This window comes from Solwaraspora sp. WMMD406 (assembly GCF_029626025.1).
Classification (GTDB): Bacteria; Actinomycetota; Actinomycetes; order Mycobacteriales; family Micromonosporaceae; genus Micromonospora_E.
On the sequence record NZ_JARUBF010000001.1, the window covers coordinates 37608 to 53161 of the forward strand.

The window sequence follows — 15554 nt, forward strand, 5'->3', positions numbered from 1 at the left end:
GCCCTACCCCTCGCTGCCTGTTCCCTCGCCACCGGATCGGGAGATGTAGCGGCCGGTGGCTGGTCCGGTGGTCACGGCACCTGCTGACACGACCGGCACGCCACGGACGAACGTGTCGGTCACCCGGGCGGTCATCTCGACCCCCTCGAACGGCGAGTACTCCTGGGTCGACGGTGAGTCGGCCGCCCGTACCGTCCAGGTGTCATTCGGGTCGACGAGACACAGGTCGGCGTCGAGGCCGACCGCGATGTCGCCCTTGGTGAGCAGGCCGAACCGGCGGGCCGGCGCGCCCGCGGTCAGGTCGGCGATGCGCCCGGGGCTCAGCCCCCGCTTACCGCCCTCGGTCAGCAGCCCGGTCAGCAGGTACTCCGCGCCGCCGAACCCGGACCGGGCGGCGAAGACGTCACCCGGGTCGGCACCGAACTTGTACTCGCTGCGGCAGCACGCGTAATCGCTGACCACCCAGTCGACCTCTCCGGCGACGACGTGCTCCCACAACGCCTCGACATCGGCCCTGGGCCGCACCGGCGGGTTCACCTTCCCGCCGTTGTCCCGGGCCGACTCCACATCGGTCAGGAGATGTCCGATCGTGACCTCGCGGCGAAAGTCGATGTGCGGGAACGTCCGGGCCATCCGCAGGGCGGCGGTGACCGCCTTGCCGGACGACAGGTGCAGGAGGTTGACCGTGGCCAGGCTGGTCTCATCGGCGAGGAACGCCGCGATCGTCACCGCGAGACCCTCCGAATGCGGCGGGCGGGAGGCATGGTAGGCGGCCAGACCGGTCAACTGTGGGTCCTGCTCGACGAGTTTGGTGTAGGCCCGCATGATTTCCGGTGTCTCGCAGTGCAGCGACAGCGAGATGCTGTCGGCCCGGTCCGGTCGTTGCTCGCGAGCTGCCTGAACGGCCCGCATCACGAACTCGAAATGCGCGTAGTCGTAGGACTGGTCCGGCGGGATCATCAGGAAACCGCTCTGGTCGGTCGACCGGCCGTGCAGCCCGTGACTGCCGTAGAACATGAAGATCTTGAACGACGTGACCCCGTGCCGGTCGATCAGCATCGGGATCTCGTCGATGTGCTCGGCCGTCATCGGCGCCAGGTGGAAGCCGAAGTCGATCACAGACCGGCCGTTGGTACGTTCGAGCACCTCGGGGAAGAAGTCCGCGTACGGGCCGCCGCGGTTGAGGTAGTACTGGCCGGTCCGGATGTAGTTGAGCGCGGTCGTCACTCCGCCGAGCGCGCTGGCCCGGCTCTCACTCGCCGCGTCCTCTGCCAGCGGGTTGTAGATCCCCCAGTGCTGGTGCGCGTCAACGACGCCGGGAAACGCGAGCCGCCCACCGCCGTCCAGCAGGGCCGCCGCACGGGCCGGGTCGATGCCGGGCGCGATCTCCGCGAACCGTCCGGCGCGTACGCCGATGTCGGCACGGGTCGGCGTGTCGACCCCGGCCCGCACCACGTCGACGTCTCGAATCAGCAGGTCCAGGTCGGGTGTGGTCACCGCAGAGCTCCTTCGTCGTCGGTCGGTCGTCGCGCCCCGCCGTCCGCCATGGCTGCCATGATCTCCACGACATGACGGATGCCCGACCGGTAGTCGTCGATCCGTACGTTCTCGTCCGGCCCGTCGAACCCCGAGTCAGCGCGGGAGACACCGATGCCGACGATCGGCCGGTCGCCGAGCGCGGCCTGATTGCCGACCCAGGTGGTGTAGGGCTCGATGACCGGTTCGTGGCCGTACGCACGGCGCGCCGCGTCGGCGACGAGCGCCACGAACGGGTCCCGGTGGTCGGTGGCGTTGGGCGCGTTGCTCGCCACCACCTCCACCCGCACATCGGCGAACCCCTGCTCCCGCAGGTGCTCCTCGACCGACCGCAGAATCCGCTCCGGCCGCTGACCGGCCACCAGCCGGATCTCGACCTTCGCGGTCGCCTGCGACGGCAGGCCGAGCGTCACGTCGGGACGGTTGTCGCCGGTCTCGACGCCGGCGATGGTCAGCGTCGGCACGGTGCGCACGACCGATGTCGCCTCGCGGTCGTCGACACCACCGACGAACCCGGTCACGCCCGACCTGCGACGCAGGAACTCACCGTCGAACTCGATCTGGTCGAGCAGCTGCCGCTCCTGCGCTGTCACCGGGCGCACGTCGGTGTAGAAGCCTGGGACCCGGACCCGGCCGTCCGGATGGTGCAGGCTGGCCAGGGCCGCGACGAGTCGATGTGACGCCGACGGCAGCAGAGCCGCGTTCTGGCTGGTCAGGTCCCGATTCAAGGTGCGTACCGACAGGGTCAGGTAGAGCAGGCCCTTCTCACCGAGCTTGAGCAGTGGCCGTCCGAGGGCGTCCGACCACGAGTTCTCCCACAGGGTGCCGTCGCTGGCGAGCCGGTCGGCGTGCCGGCGAACGAACGACGGCAGACCGGGACTGTCCAGCCGGCGCTTGCCCTCGATCAGGAAGATGCTCGTCACCGGCGGGGTCAGCCCGGCGAGACGCCACGCCGCCACCGCGTGGATCCTCGACATCAGCGCGCCCTTGTCGTCGGCCACGCCACGGGCGAACAGCCGACCCTGGCGGATCTCAGCCGCGTACGGAGGACTGGTCCACGCACTCTCGTCACCGGTCGGTTCGATCTCCACGTCGTAGTGGAGAAAGTGCAGCAGCCGCCGCGGGCCACCATCGATCTCGCCGAGGACGTAGGGGTAGGAATTTTCCCACTCGACGATGTCGGCGGTGCCGCCCCACTGTCGCAACTCTTCGGCGACGAACTGGGCCGCCGCTGCCATACCGGCGGGCTCCTGGCGCCGGCTGCGGAGCCGGCACAGGTCCCGCAGCCGGTCAACGAACTCGTCGAGGTGGCGGTCGACCGCGTCGAGCGCCGCGCTCGGATCGACCGCGGGCTCGGTCGGTGCCGTCATGTCGTCTTGCCCTGCAGCCGTTGCTCCCATTCGGTGCGCAGCGGGTGCTCGGCCGGACCTGCCTCGGCGATGATCCGCATGAGCCGGCCGAGATAGCCGTCGCGGCGCAGGTCGAGTTCCGCCCGCTCACGCTCGTCAGGCTCGTACGTGTCGACGGCGTCGACCGCGAGATGTCCCTGCCGGGCGAGCGCCGCCTCCAGCACCCGCAGCCGGTGATCGGTCACGTGCAACTCGGTCGCCAGCTGCAGCACGAGGTCGAGCAGCTTTCCGACCTGCGGGTCGGTGAAGTAGGCGTATTCGGCCGTCATGGTGTCACCTCCTGCGTCTCGATCGGCTTCGCCGCCGTGAGCACGGCCCACGGGAAGTGCCACTCCCGGCGATCACCCCATCCCTGCGGAGCGATCCCGGCGGCGCGCTCGTCGAAGGGCACCCAGGCCACGTCGACCAGACCGTTCTGGCGGCAGATCCGCACCGCGTCGGTGCGGAACAGGTCGTGGAAGTAGGGCTCGTTGTTGCGTTCGGCGTGCTCGACCACTGTCGCGTCGCGCAACGCGTCGCCGGTCAGGGCGAACTCCAGGAAGCCGAGGCGGCCGCCGGGCTTGAGCAGCTGTGCCGCCTCGGCGAGAGTCTGTTCGATCACGTCGGCCGGCATCTCGTGCAGTACCATGGTGCCGGTCACCACGTCACAGGAACCCGGCTCGATTCCGGTGTCGACCGCGTCGCGCTGCCGGTAGTGGATCGCCAGGCCCTCGTCCTCCGCCTCACGGTGGGCCAGCCGCAGGCCGGGGGCCGACAGGTCGAGCCCGATCACCTCGGCGTTAGGGTAGCGCCGGGCCAACGGCCGGGTGCTCTTGCCGAACCCGCAGCCGACGTCGACGATACGGCTCGCGTGCGGTTGGTCCGGCAGCGCGGTCTCCACGAACAGCCGATGGAACTTGTAGCCGTCGTTGTCACGCAACATGACGATGCGCGCGCCCAGCTCGTAGACGTAGGCGGACAGGTCATGGGAGGAGTAGCCGCCTGGCTGGACGTGGATGTCGTATGCGGTGTACCAGTCGGGTAGGACGAAATCGGCGCCGATCTCCAGCGATCCCCGCTGCCCGCTGGACTCCCCCGCCTGAGCGACCAGCTCGTCGGCCCGGCGCAGCACCGTGTCCCCGGCGGTACGCCACAGCATCTTCTGCTGGGTCCGCTCCAGATGGCTGAACCACGGGTAAAGGGGGAGCTCGTGCAGGCGGCGGGTGGCCTCGGGCAACGACCCGGCCGGATCGCCGAACTCCTCCACGAGTGCCGGATACACAGTGCCGGCCCACTGTTTGCGCAGTTGCAGGACGAAATCGACGGAGGCACGCTCGTCGAGCGTGAGCCCCTTCTCAATATCGATCATCACATCCTCCTCGGTCCTGGACCCGCCGCGAGCCCCATGCCACAGAGGTGTCCCTCGTACACGGCTTCGAGCACCGAACGCGGCGCGACCGCGTCGCCCACCAGGTGCACCCGGTCGGGTCCGAGTCGTTCGTGCAACGCCGGCACAAGCCCGTCGTCGGCTCGCGCGGCACCGGCGTCCACAACGCTGTGGACGCCGGCGAGCTTCTCCACTTCTCCGGTGATGACATCGACCAGTCGCAGCGATCCGTCCGGTGCGGGTTCCGGTTCCAGCCGGCGCAGCGGGTGCACCTTGACCCGCAGCAGCCCGAGCCGCCGTACCAGAGCCAGCCGCGAGTAGGTCGTGATCCGCCCTGCGAAGGATGCCGTCGGCGACACCAGCCGGACCCGCCAGCCTTGCCGGGCGTACTGCTCGGCGACGGCGCTGCCGGCCCAGTCGCCGTGGTCGTCGAAGATCAGCACCTCGCGGCCGGCGCCATCGCGGGCGTCGCGCAACGCGGTCACCGCGTCCCACAGGTCCAGTAGCGGCAGGCCGGTGACCAACGGGCGACGCACCGGGCGCGAGCCGGTGGCCACCACGACCGCGTCCGGGTCCATGCCCGCCAGGCTGTCCGCGGTCGCCGGCGTGTCGAGCCGCACCCGTACGCCAGCCGCCCGCGCGTCGCGTTCCAACTCGTCGACCAGCAGGCCGAACCGCCGACGCGCGGCCAGGCCACGCAGCCGGGCCACCTGACCGCCGAGAGCCGGACCGGCTTCGACCAACGTCACCGTGTGCCCGCGGCGAGCGGACTCGATCGCCGCCGACAGACCGGCCGGACCGCCGCCGACGACGAGGACCGACCGCGACGGGCCGGGCCCCGGGACCGGCAGCCACTCGCGACCCGCGCGGGGGTTCACCACACAGGCCATGTCGAGGCCGGCCTCGATGCGGCCGAGGCAGCCCTGGTTGCAGGCCACACATGAGCGCACCGTGTGTTGACGGCCGGCCCGCGCCTTGTCAAACAGGTGCGGATCGGCGATGTGGGCTCGGGCCAGGCCGACAAGGTCGGCGCTACCGTCGGCGATCAGGGTGGCCGCCTCGGGCAGACTGTCCAGCCGGCACACGGCGATCACCGGCAGGCCGGGCACCGCGCGGCGGAACATCGCGGGGAACCGGCGGAACGGCGCGTGCGGGAACGTCATGTCGGCGATCTGCGTAGCCAGCGTGTAACTGCCGTGGTATGCGGAGTGACTGACATCGAGAAAGGCCAGCGGGAACTCCCGCTGCACGCCGCTGACGATCTCGACCATGTCGGCCGGGGTGAGACCGCCCGGCAGGAACTCGTCCGCGCTGATCCGCAGCCCGACCGGCAGGCCGTCGGCACTTTCGGACACGGCGGACAGGACCTCACGCAGCAGGCGCGCCCGGCCCGTCGCGTCCCGACCGTAGCCGTCGGTCCGGACGTTGCTGACCGGGGACAGGAACTGGTGGATGAGGTGGCCGTGACCGGCGTGCACCTCGACTCCGTCGAAGCCGGCCCGGCGCATCCGTCGTGCCGCGGCGGCGAACGCCCGGACGACGACGGCGATCTCCGCCGCGTTCATGGCATGCGGAACGTGCGCTCCGGGGGTCCAAGAGATGGCCGACGGAGCCCAGGCGACCACCCGACCCCCGTCCCCCGGCGCCTGCCGCCCGGTGTGCACCAGTTGTGCGACGATGGCCGCGCCGTGCGCGTGCACCGCGTCGGTGAGCCCGCGTAGCGGGTCCACGCAGTCGTCGCCGAACGCTCCGAGCGTGGTGGACCGCCCGGCGCTGGTCGGATGTACCCGGATCGCCTCCGTGATGATCAAGCCGGCGCCGCCCCGGGCACGCTCCGCGTGGTAGGCCACGAGACGCTCGGTAGCGAGGTTGTCCCGCGCGAAGTTCGTTGTGTGGGCCGGCACCACGACCCGGTTACGTAACGCCAGACCACCCGCCTCCAGCGGAGCGGACAGCAACGCCATCACATCGGTCATCAACGATCAATCCGGAGCACGAAGGCGGGCGACATGACCGGAACCCTAGCCCTGCGGCATAGCAGCGTCAACGAAAAACGTTCCGTGAGCTGAAACACCAGGGTAGAACGTTTGACAGAGCGGAATGTTCCGGCGAGGCTAGCGATCACGACGCGCTCTCCCAGGAAGGCCTTCACATGACGCAGACGAGCAACCCCAAGGCCATGCACGGCAACAAGGTCGGCGTGATGTGGCCGCAGTCCCCGACCGGCCGGGCCAGCCTCATGGACCTCAACACCGAGCCCGACCTGGTGCTCTCCGACGACGTGCTGATCGTCGGCTTCAAAGCCGACCCCGACGCGGTCCGGGCCTACGTGCCTGAGCCACTGGAACTCGACGGCTCCGGGACCATGTACATCAAGGCCGTCCAGCGCTGGGGCTACACCAGCCGCAACGCGACCGAGTTCATCAGCTTCGAACGACTCAACCAGACCGAGTCCTTCTTCTGGATTCCCTGCTCCTACCGCGGCCAGGAGTTCTACTTCGTGCCCTTCTCGTGGGGCAACCGGGACTGGCTGGGCTACACCGGCAGACTCGTCGGAATGCCGCACAAGTGGGCAAAAGTACAAATGACGAGCTTCCACTCGTTCCACCCGACCTACAACGAGGCTCACGCCGGCGCCCGGATCTGCGCCAGCGTCGAGAACATGGGCTTGGTGCACCGCCTGTACGGCGACCTCAAAGAGGTCATCCGGCCCGAGGACACGCCGTTCAAGTGGGTCCAGGGGTCCTGCCCCCACTTCCTGGGCCACCGCTACATCTGGGACTCGGTCAAGGGCCGCCCGCTGGCCAACGACCTCGTCGCGCACTACGGCGACGACGTCGAGATGGGACCGGTGTGGCAGGGCGACGGCTGGGTCCAGTTCTTCGATGCCGAGAACGACGAGGTACTGCAGTTCCAGCCACGCGAAATGCTCGGCTCCTGGTTCTTCACGCTGCGCTTCACCCACCAGAAGAGCTCGCCCTACATCGTCCACGACTACGGCGACGAGAGCCCTTACGCCGACCGGCCGCGGATCAAGGAACTGCTCGGCCGCTGACGCCGGGCCGTTCGCGAAAGGGGAGGACCGGACCGTGCGTGACCTCGAAGCCATGCTCTACGTACCGGCGGGTGACGCCCGTAAGCTCGACAAGGTGCCGCAACTACTGGCCACGACGACGATCATCGTCGATCTTGAGGACGCCGTCGCCGCCGAGGCCAAGGAAGACGCACGCATCGCGCTCGGGCGGATGCTCGACAACATCGACCCGGCCGACTCCGGTGACCGACGAGGCCAGATCTGGGTCCGGATCAACGCCCCCGGCACGGACGCGTACACCGCCGACCTAGACACATGTATACGGGCTGAGGTTTGCGGTCTGGTCGTACCCAAGGCCACTGCAGACTCGCTGCGGGCCGTCGCGTCGCACGCTCAGCAGCGGGAGAGCGCGGCGGGGCTGACCGCCGGCTCCGTCGCGCTGATGGGTTTGATCGAAACGGTCGGCGGCTGGCACAGCGTACGGACGGCGACCGACCTGCCGGCACGGGTGCACGGGCTCAGCTTCGGCGCGGGCGACCTCTCCCTCGAGCTCGGACTACCGTTCCCACCACCCGGCGGCGTACAGGGCCACACTCTGCTGGTCGCCAAGGCCGAACTGGTCCTGCACAGCCGCCGGCTGGGGCTGGCTCCGCCACACGACGGTGTCTACCCCGCGTTCCACGACCTGGACACCCTACGCGCCGAGGCCGAGATCGCCAGATCGATGGGTTTCGTCGGCAAGCACACCATCCACCCCGATCAGGTGCCTGTCGTGCGATCCGTGTTCGACCGGGACCCGGCCGAGCTCGACAAGGCACGACGGATCCTGGACGCGGCGGAACAAGCACGGCGACTCGGTCTGGGTAACGCGAACGTCGACGGCGAACTAGTCGACGTTCCTGTGGTCGAACGTGCCCGCCAGCTACTGCAGGAAGCCGGGGGTAAGAAGTCATGACCGAAGATGCGGCGCTCGCCTCGATCCGGGTGCTCGACCTGTCCTCTCTGTACGCCGGCCCCTACATCGCCACCCTGCTCGGCGACTTCGGCGCCGACGTCATCAAGGTCGAACACCCACGAGGCGACGACGCCCGACGCTGGGGCCTGGCCAAGGGCAGCGTTCCGCTGTGGTGGAAGACGATTTCCCGCAACAAGCGCCTGATTTGCCTAGATCTGCACGACGAGTCCGACCGGCTCCTCGCGCGACGGCTGGCTGTCGAGTGGGCCGACGTGGTGATCGAGAACTTCCGACCAGGCCGGCTGGAGCAATGGGGACTGGGCTACTCCGACCTCGCGGCGGAAAACCCCGGCCTGGTGATGGTGCGGGTCACCGGTTTCGGCCAGACCGGTCCGTACCGGAACCACCCCGGGTTCGGCACGCTCGCCGAGGCGTTCGCCGGCTTCGCCGCTATCACCGGTGAGCCCGACGGACCCCCCACCCTGCCACCGTTCGGCCTGGCCGACGGGGTCGCCGCGCTCACCGGCGCGTACGCGACGATGGTCGCACTCCACTGGCGGGACACGTCCCGCGACGGACGCGGGCAGATGATCGACCTCAGCCTCTACGAGCCGCTGCTGTCGATCCTCGGCCCGCAGGTCACCGAGTTCACCCAGACCGGCGTGGTGCAACAACGGCAGGGCAACCGGTCCAACCGCACCTCCCCCCGCAACGCCTACCGCACGGCAGACGACCGGTGGGTCGCGCTGTCCGGCGGCACCCAGCAGATCGCCAACCGGATCATGACCGCGGTCGGCCGGCCCGAGCTGGCCGACGACCCCCGGTTCAGCAGTCCGCCCGCCCGGCGGGCGAACGCCGATGAACTCGACAGGATCGTCGCAGACTGGATCGCCCGCAACACCCAAGCCGACGTCCTGGCCGCGTTCGAGGCCGTCGAAGCACCGATCGCACCGGTCAACGACGCGGAGTCACTCGCCGTCGACCCGCACGTGCGGGCTCGGGAAAGCATCATCGACCTGCCCGACGACGACCTCGGAACCATCACCACCACCGGAATCATCGCCAAACTCAGCGCGACGCCGGGCCGCGTCCGACACACCGGCCGGGTCGAGGTGGGCGCCGACACCACCAGCGTGCTGGCCGATCTGACAGCGGGCCGCCGTACCCCGGCCCCGGCAGCGGAAACCGACGGAGTCATCGGCGACGGCCGGCGACCATGGGACGACCTCGTCACCGACATCGACCGACAGACCATCCGCCGCTCAGCGTTCGGCCGCCGGGTCGGCATCGGACCCCGACCGGCCCTCCTCGTGATCGACGCGCAGAACTACATGGTCGGCCCGCCGCCCGGCTCCACCCACGAGTATCCCTCGGCGTGCCCATCGGCCGCCGCCGCGCTGCCCACGCTGCGCGGCCTGATCGACCACGCCCGGTCTGTCGGCGTTCCCGTCATCTATACTCAGTGGACTGTTGCTCCCGGCGGCAGCGACATCGGCGTCTACGGGCGCAAGCGTGACATCCTGACCACCCAGGGCTGGGCGCTGGAAGGCAGCGAGGGCGCCCAAATCCACGACGCCGTCGCGCCCGAATCCGGTGACCTCGTTCTGGTCAAGAAGAAGCCGAGCGCCTTCCATGGCACCCCGCTGCTGAATCTGCTGATCGACCGCGGAATCGACACGGTCATCGTGACCGGCGGCGCGACCAGCAACTGCGTCCGGGCCACGACGATCGACAGCGCCTCCTACAACTTCCGCACGATCGTCGTCGAGGACTGCGTGTTCGATCGGATCGACATCTCACACCGGATAGCGTTGTTCGACGTCGACAGGCAGTTCGCCGACGTGATGCCGGCGCGCGACGTGATGGCCGCGCTGCCGGCGCCGGCAGCCGGCGAGACGACGTGAGCACGCCCGTCCGCGACCTGATCGGCTACGGCCGCCGCCCACCGGTCGTACGCTGGCCGGGTGACGCCCGGGTCGCGGTCAGCATCGTCGTCAACTACGAGGAGGGCAGCGAACGGTCGTTCGAACGCGACGGAACGAACGAAGGACTGGGCGAAGTGCCACGGCGCGTCGACGGCCCCTACCGTGACCTGGCCACCGAGTCGGTCTACGAATACGGAAGCAGGGTCGGCGTGCACCGCCTGCTACGGCTGTTCGACCGGTACAAGGTCACCAGCACCTTCTTCGCCGCCGCCGAGGCGCTGGAAGCCAACCCAGAGGTCTGCGGGACGCTGCGAGAAGGCGGACACGAGGTATGCGCGCACGGATGGCGGTGGGCCGAAGAATGGACCCTTGACGTTGACGCCCAGCGGGAAGCGATCAAGCGCGCGGTCCGATCGATCGAGGCCACCTGCGGTCAACGGCCGGTCGGCTGGTACTCGCGTTGGATGCCCAGTGTGGACACCCGTCGGCTGCTCGTCGAGGAGGGCGGGTTCCGCTACGACTCAAACGCCTACAACGACGACCTGCCCTACTTCGTGTACGTCGGGAAAACCCCGTTCCTCGTGGTCCCCTACTCCCTGACATTCAACGACAGCCGGCACACCTACGGTCAACTCACCGCTGCCAGCGACTTCCTGGACGAATGCCGGCGAGGCTTCGACTATCTGTGGGAGGAGGCAGACCGTACGCCACGCATGATGTCGATCGGTGTGCACCCGCGACTGATCGGACAGCCCTCGCGGGCCTCGGCCCTGCGCGATTTCATCGACCACGTCCTGACCAAGGGCGGCGGATGGTTCGCCAGTCGGCGCGAGATCGCCGAGATCTGGTGGGACCAGCACCCTGCCGTCGAGCACCGCTGACCGGATCGACCACATGTTACTTTCTTGCGTATGACTCCCCCGCCCGCCTCACAGGCGCAGCGGCTCAGCGCCGTGCTACTTGCCTTCACCGAAGGCATCGGCACCACGCTAGGCGTCTCCGAGATCGCGCGCCACCTCGACATCCCCAAGAGCGCCGTCCACCGTACGCTGGCGGCGCTGATCGAGGTCGGCTTGGTCGAGCGCGCCGCCGACTCGTCGCGGTACCGGCTGGGCAGCCGAGCCACCGCCTTGGCGATGGCCGCGCTGGGCGTTCCCGACGTACGCACCTCCGCCCTGCCCTACCTGCAGGAGCTCGCCCGGCTGACCGGCGAATCAGCCACCCTGAGCCTCATGATCGGCAACGAACGGATCTACATCGAGCAGGTCGAAGGCCCCCAGGACATCCGGATGTCGGTCGAGATCGGGCGGCGTTACCCGCTGTACGCCGGCGCGTCCGGCCGGAGCATCCTCGCCGCGCTGCCACCAGCGGAACTCGACAGCTACCTACGCGCGGTCGAGCTGGTCACGCTCACGCCGGCCACGATCGCCGACACCGGGCAACTACGCACCGAACTCAAACGCATACATGAAGTAGGCTACGCGGTAAGTCGCGGTGAACGCGACCCCTGGGCAGCCTCGGTAGCCGCAGCGGTCTTCGGGAACCACCGCGTGATCGGCTCGATGAGCGTCTGCGGTCCGGCAGCCCGGATCACCGACGAAGCCGCAGCCGGCTTCGGCGACACGGTCCGCCAGAGCGCGGCCAACCTGTCCCGGGCACTCGGCCACCGGCCAAAGTCCGGGTCGACACCGGCGGTCACCCAATCACACGGCATCGACTGACCAGGTTCGGGTCGCCCGGAGGAATCAGGGACCGGTACTCAGCACACGGCTCTGCGCGCCGGTCGTGGTCACCGCAGCGGCCGCCGACACGGTGGCGGCCCGCGCCGCCCTCGCCAGGTCCAGGCCGGACACCAGAGCATCGACCAGCCCGGCACAGAAAGCGTCTCCCGCGCCGACGGTGTCCACCACCTCGACCGGCATCGCGGGCACGTGGGATCCTCACGCCCGATCGGTGATTGATGGTGACGGCCAGGCCAGATAGAGCAGGGCGGTGTCATCGGTGTGCCGGCCGTCTCCGCCGCGTTGGACCTCGGCGAGCAGAGCGGTGAGGAAGTCTTCCGGTTCGGTAATGGTACTCAGCCTGCTGGCGACTTCGATGAAGCGTCGCTCACCGAGGCGGGTGCCGTCCTGGCTGAACCCTTCATAGACGCCGTCGGTGTACAGGAGCAGACCCGCGCCGGCCGGCATCGTGATGACCGACTCCTGCCAGCGGCCCTGTCCGGGAAACATGCCCAGCCCGAGGTGATGTCGGATCGGCATGGGGTGAGCGCGGCCGGGGGTGATCATCAAGGGCGGAGGGTGACCGGCGCTGACGATCACCGCCGTCGACCGGTCAGGAGCGACGCGCATCGTGCAGGCGGTGGCGAACATCGCCTCGTGTGGCCGCTCGGCGACCAGCACCTGTTCCAGCAGCCGCATCCGGGACGACTTGTCCACACCGGCCAGGGTGAGGGTGCGCCACCCGACACGCAGGCCGACGCCGATCGCGGCCTCATCCGGGCCGTTGCCGCAGACGTCACCGATGACCGCGTGAATCGTGTGGTCTTCATCCTGCACGAGATCAAAGAAGTCACCGCCGAGTAGCGACTGCCCTCGCCCGGGTACGATTCTGCTGACGACCGTCAGCGCGGGATCGGCGATCAGCGGCGTCGGCAGCAGGCCACGCTGCAGCCGAGTATTCTCGCTGGCCTGCATTCGGCTGTCTCGCAGCTGTCGCTCCGTCACCACGGCGCGTCGACGCTGGATGGCGTACTCGATCGTACGGCCCAGCAGGCCTGCGTCGATATGGCCTTTGACGAGGTAGTCCTGTGCCCCGGCGGCGACGGCCGCTGTGCCCATGGCGGCGTCGTTCAGACCGGTGAGCACCACCACGGCCGCGTCCGGCCACCGCTGCAGCGCCTCTCGGAGCGCCTCCATCCCTTGACGGTCGGGCAAGTGCAGGTCGAGCAGCACACAGGTCGGCGTCGTGAATGTGGTCGAGGCCTCTGTCAGGCTGCTGGCCTGCGTGAACCGGGCGCTGATTCCGCTGTCCGCCAGCAACTCTCGGGTGAGTAGCGCGTCACCGGGATCGTCCTCGATGAGCAGAATCGTGGCTATCGACGACGTCGGACCCGGATACGCCCCAGTAGACCGCACGAACGGCAGGCCAGCCTCACCGATCATGGTAGATCCTCTCTCGGCCGCAGCCTCGACCCGGAAGCTCGACGTCAGCACGATGCATGATCCGCCTGTCGGGTGGACCTCCAACCATTATCACCTACCGGTGACGGAACCGGACATGACGGCGGCGGCGCGATCACCACGCCCGCCTACCGTCTCCGCGAATCCGCGCGTAGCGCACCCGCCGAGTTCGTCATGTCGCGTCGGTAAGCCGTCCCGCGAGTAGCTCTTCGGAGCGTCGCCACAGTTCGCGGGCGAGATCACCGTTGAGTGCCTGCGGGTTCCGGGGCGCGACGGCCCTGCGCTTGTAGTAGTAGGCACCCGACTGCCAGTCCGTCCCGGGGGCGCCTTCGGTGAGCCACACGATCTGGTCTGCGCCCTGGTCGGGCGTGGACAGCCGCATGAGGCGCGGCAGCAGCGGCTTGGTGGCGAGGAAGCGGACGAGACGCATGACGGGGCTGGTGGTATCGGAGGCGAAGTTCGTGACGACGTTGCCCGGGTAGAAGGAGGCCGTCGAGATTCCGCTGGCGTGGTGGCGCCGGTGGAGTTCGGTCGTGAAGAGGATGTTCTCCAGCTTCGCCGCGCCGTACGCGCGCACCGGGTCGTAGTTGCGATCGTGGTCGAGGTCGTCCAGGTCGATCTTCTTGGCGAACCGTACCGTGCTGGAGGTTTGCAGCACCGATGCCCGTGACGTGGTGAGCGTGTCCAGCAGTCGCCGTGTGAGCAGGAACGGCGCGAGATGGTTGACCTGGAACGTCTTCTCGAAGCCATCCACGGTCTTGGTCCGCGCGCCGAACACTCCACCGGCGTTGTTGGCGAGCACGTCGATCCGTGGGTACGCGGCACGGAGTTGGCCGGCGAGGCGCTCGACGTCGTCGAGGCGGGTGAAGTCCGCGACATAGCTGTCGACTTTGAGCTCTGTGGCTATGGCGCGGGTCTTCTCGGCCGAGCGGCCGACGACCACGACCGTATGCCCGTTTCCTCGTAGCCGCCGGGCTGCGGCTGCCCCGATGCCGTCGCTTGCGCCCGTGATGACGACCACCTTGTTACCGTTCATCGCTTTCCTCCGAGGGACTCGATCGCACTTGTGGGACACGGTACCACTTCTGCTTTGTAGTACCGTAGTGGCATGGATCCGAACCCGGTTGTGCGCGGCGTCCGGGCACGAGCGCGTCAGGCCATGCGTGCCGAAGTGGCGACCGTCGTGCAGAACCTGGTCCTCGAACGCGGCTACGAGGAGACGACGGTGGACGACATCTGCGCGGCCGCCGAGATCTCCCGCAGCACCTTTTTCCGGTACTTCCCCTCAAAGGAGGAGGCGCTCTTCGGTGAGTCCATCGACGCCGGCGAGCGCCTGCGCGACGCGCTGACCCTCCGACCAGCCGACGAAGCACCCTGGGCCGCCATGCGGCGCGCCCTCGACGCGCTGATCGAGCAATACGAAGCCCACGACGAGCGCACCCGACGCCTCACTCGCCTGATCGTGAACACACCATCGTTGGCCGCCCGACATCGAGAGAAGAACGCCCGGTGGCAGGTACTGCTCCGGCCTGAGATCGCGCGTCGCCTCGGAGCCGACCCCGCCGACGATTCCGACCCGCGTGCCAACGCGGTGATCGCCGCCGCCCTAGGCTGCGTCGAAGCGGCGCTGACCGCGTGGACCGCGAGCAGTCAGCCGCAACCACTTGCGAAGATCCTGGACCGCGCCATGCAGGCACCCGCCCATCCGCAGTGACGGCGGAGCTACCACCTGAGTCCCGTTACCTTTTGATCGTCCCCAGCCGGGGACTGCTCGGTCGCCCGGCTCGGTATGACTGAATGTCCCTGTCGTACGCATCAAAAGACAAAAGTACTGCTAACTGAAGGCGTTCGAATTAGCCTCGACCCTTCATTAAGGGCGGGTCCACATAGCGGATCTTGAATGAAAGGTGCCTTCCGGCAACACCCGTGAGGCGTTGTCGGGGCTGCTGCGCGAGGGCCGGGCCGGGTCGAACACCACCTCCGACCACATCACCGTCCTGGACGCGGCCGTGGAACAGATCCCGGACGCCCACCGCCACGGCACCGAGATCCTCGTCCGCTGCGACTCGGCCGGCTGCACCCAGGGCTTCCTCGCCCACATCCGCGGTCTGCCCACGGCTGTCGAGGACGAGTGTCGCGTGTTCGGC

General features: G+C 68.7%; 14 protein-coding genes and 1 pseudogene. 7 read left to right on the forward strand and 8 right to left on the reverse strand.

Annotation, left to right across the window (positions count from 1 at the left end):
• Positions 1-3 precede the first annotated feature (3 nt).
• From O7632_RS00175 to O7632_RS00195, 5 genes are read right to left on the reverse strand one after another with little or no spacing between them, the layout of a single operon-like run.
• The gene (locus tag O7632_RS00175) at positions 4-1497 is read right to left on the reverse strand and encodes a dihydroorotase family protein (RefSeq protein ID WP_278110324.1); all 1494 of its coding nucleotides are present in this window, start codon (positions 1495-1497) and stop codon (positions 4-6) included.
• Positions 1494-2906, reverse strand: a complete 1413-nt coding sequence (locus O7632_RS00180) for a M20/M25/M40 family metallo-hydrolase (RefSeq protein ID WP_278110325.1) — start codon at positions 2904-2906, stop codon at positions 1494-1496. The genes O7632_RS00175 and O7632_RS00180 overlap by 4 nt, the downstream gene beginning before the upstream one ends.
• Positions 2903-3214, reverse strand: coding sequence for a hypothetical protein (locus tag O7632_RS00185; protein ID WP_278110326.1), 312 nt, complete (start codon positions 3212-3214; stop codon positions 2903-2905). The genes O7632_RS00180 and O7632_RS00185 overlap by 4 nt, the downstream gene beginning before the upstream one ends.
• Positions 3211-4293 carry a class I SAM-dependent methyltransferase gene (locus tag O7632_RS00190; protein WP_278110327.1) on the reverse strand — a complete coding sequence of 361 codons (1083 nt, stop codon included), beginning with the start codon at positions 4291-4293 and terminating at the stop codon, positions 3211-3213. The genes O7632_RS00185 and O7632_RS00190 overlap by 4 nt, the downstream gene beginning before the upstream one ends.
• Positions 4293-6287 (reverse strand): FAD-dependent oxidoreductase, encoded by a 1995-nt coding sequence (locus O7632_RS00195; RefSeq protein ID WP_278110328.1) that lies wholly within the window; start codon positions 6285-6287, stop codon positions 4293-4295. The genes O7632_RS00190 and O7632_RS00195 overlap by 1 nt, the downstream gene beginning before the upstream one ends.
• Before the next feature lie 176 nt (positions 6288-6463).
• Here O7632_RS00195 and O7632_RS00200 point away from each other — a divergent pair, with 176 nt between their 5' ends.
• Genes O7632_RS00200 through O7632_RS00220 form a run of 5 tightly spaced genes read left to right on the forward strand, consistent with a single transcriptional unit; the run spans position 6464 to position 11946 of the window.
• Positions 6464-7366, forward strand: coding sequence for an acetoacetate decarboxylase family protein (locus O7632_RS00200; RefSeq protein WP_278110329.1), 903 nt, complete (start codon positions 6464-6466; stop codon positions 7364-7366).
• 34 nt (positions 7367-7400) lie between these two features.
• Complete coding sequence (locus tag O7632_RS00205) at positions 7401-8300, forward strand: CoA ester lyase (RefSeq protein WP_278110330.1); 900 nt, start codon at positions 7401-7403, stop codon at positions 8298-8300.
• Positions 8297-10204: an isochorismatase family protein gene (locus tag O7632_RS00210; RefSeq protein WP_278110331.1), complete on the forward strand. Its 1908-nt coding sequence runs from the start codon at positions 8297-8299 to the stop codon at positions 10202-10204. Before O7632_RS00205 ends, O7632_RS00210 begins: the two co-directional genes overlap by 4 nt.
• Positions 10201-11106 (forward strand): polysaccharide deacetylase family protein, encoded by a 906-nt coding sequence (locus O7632_RS00215; RefSeq protein WP_278110332.1) that lies wholly within the window; start codon positions 10201-10203, stop codon positions 11104-11106. The genes O7632_RS00210 and O7632_RS00215 overlap by 4 nt, the downstream gene beginning before the upstream one ends.
• 30 nt (positions 11107-11136) lie before the next feature.
• A complete protein-coding gene (locus O7632_RS00220; RefSeq protein ID WP_278110333.1) occupies positions 11137-11946 on the forward strand; it encodes an IclR family transcriptional regulator in 810 nt (269 codons plus the stop codon).
• Positions 11947-11970: 24 nt separating this feature from the next.
• On the opposite strand, the gene O7632_RS00225 is transcribed toward O7632_RS00220, so the two are convergent.
• The 3 genes from O7632_RS00225 to O7632_RS00235 form a co-directional block, all read right to left on the reverse strand.
• Positions 11971-12156, reverse strand: a complete 186-nt coding sequence (locus tag O7632_RS00225) for a PfkB family carbohydrate kinase (protein ID WP_347403547.1) — start codon at positions 12154-12156, stop codon at positions 11971-11973.
• A 9-nt stretch (positions 12157-12165) separates the two neighbouring features.
• Positions 12166-13389, reverse strand: coding sequence for a SpoIIE family protein phosphatase (locus O7632_RS00230; RefSeq protein WP_278110334.1), 1224 nt, complete (start codon positions 13387-13389; stop codon positions 12166-12168).
• 190 nt (positions 13390-13579) lie between these two features.
• Entirely contained in the window at positions 13580-14443 is an 864-nt protein-coding gene (locus O7632_RS00235; protein WP_278110335.1) for an SDR family NAD(P)-dependent oxidoreductase, read from the reverse strand.
• 72 nt (positions 14444-14515) lie between these two features.
• On the opposite strand from O7632_RS00235, the gene O7632_RS00240 reads away from it, so the two are divergent.
• On the forward strand, positions 14516-15121 hold the full coding sequence (locus tag O7632_RS00240) for a TetR family transcriptional regulator (RefSeq protein ID WP_278110337.1): 606 nt from the start codon (positions 14516-14518) through the stop codon (positions 15119-15121).
• A gap of 214 nt (positions 15122-15335) precedes the next feature.
• A pseudogene (locus O7632_RS00245) lies at positions 15336-15512 on the forward strand (IS1380 family transposase); the annotation flags it as partial.
• Positions 15513-15554: the final 42 nt, after the last annotated feature.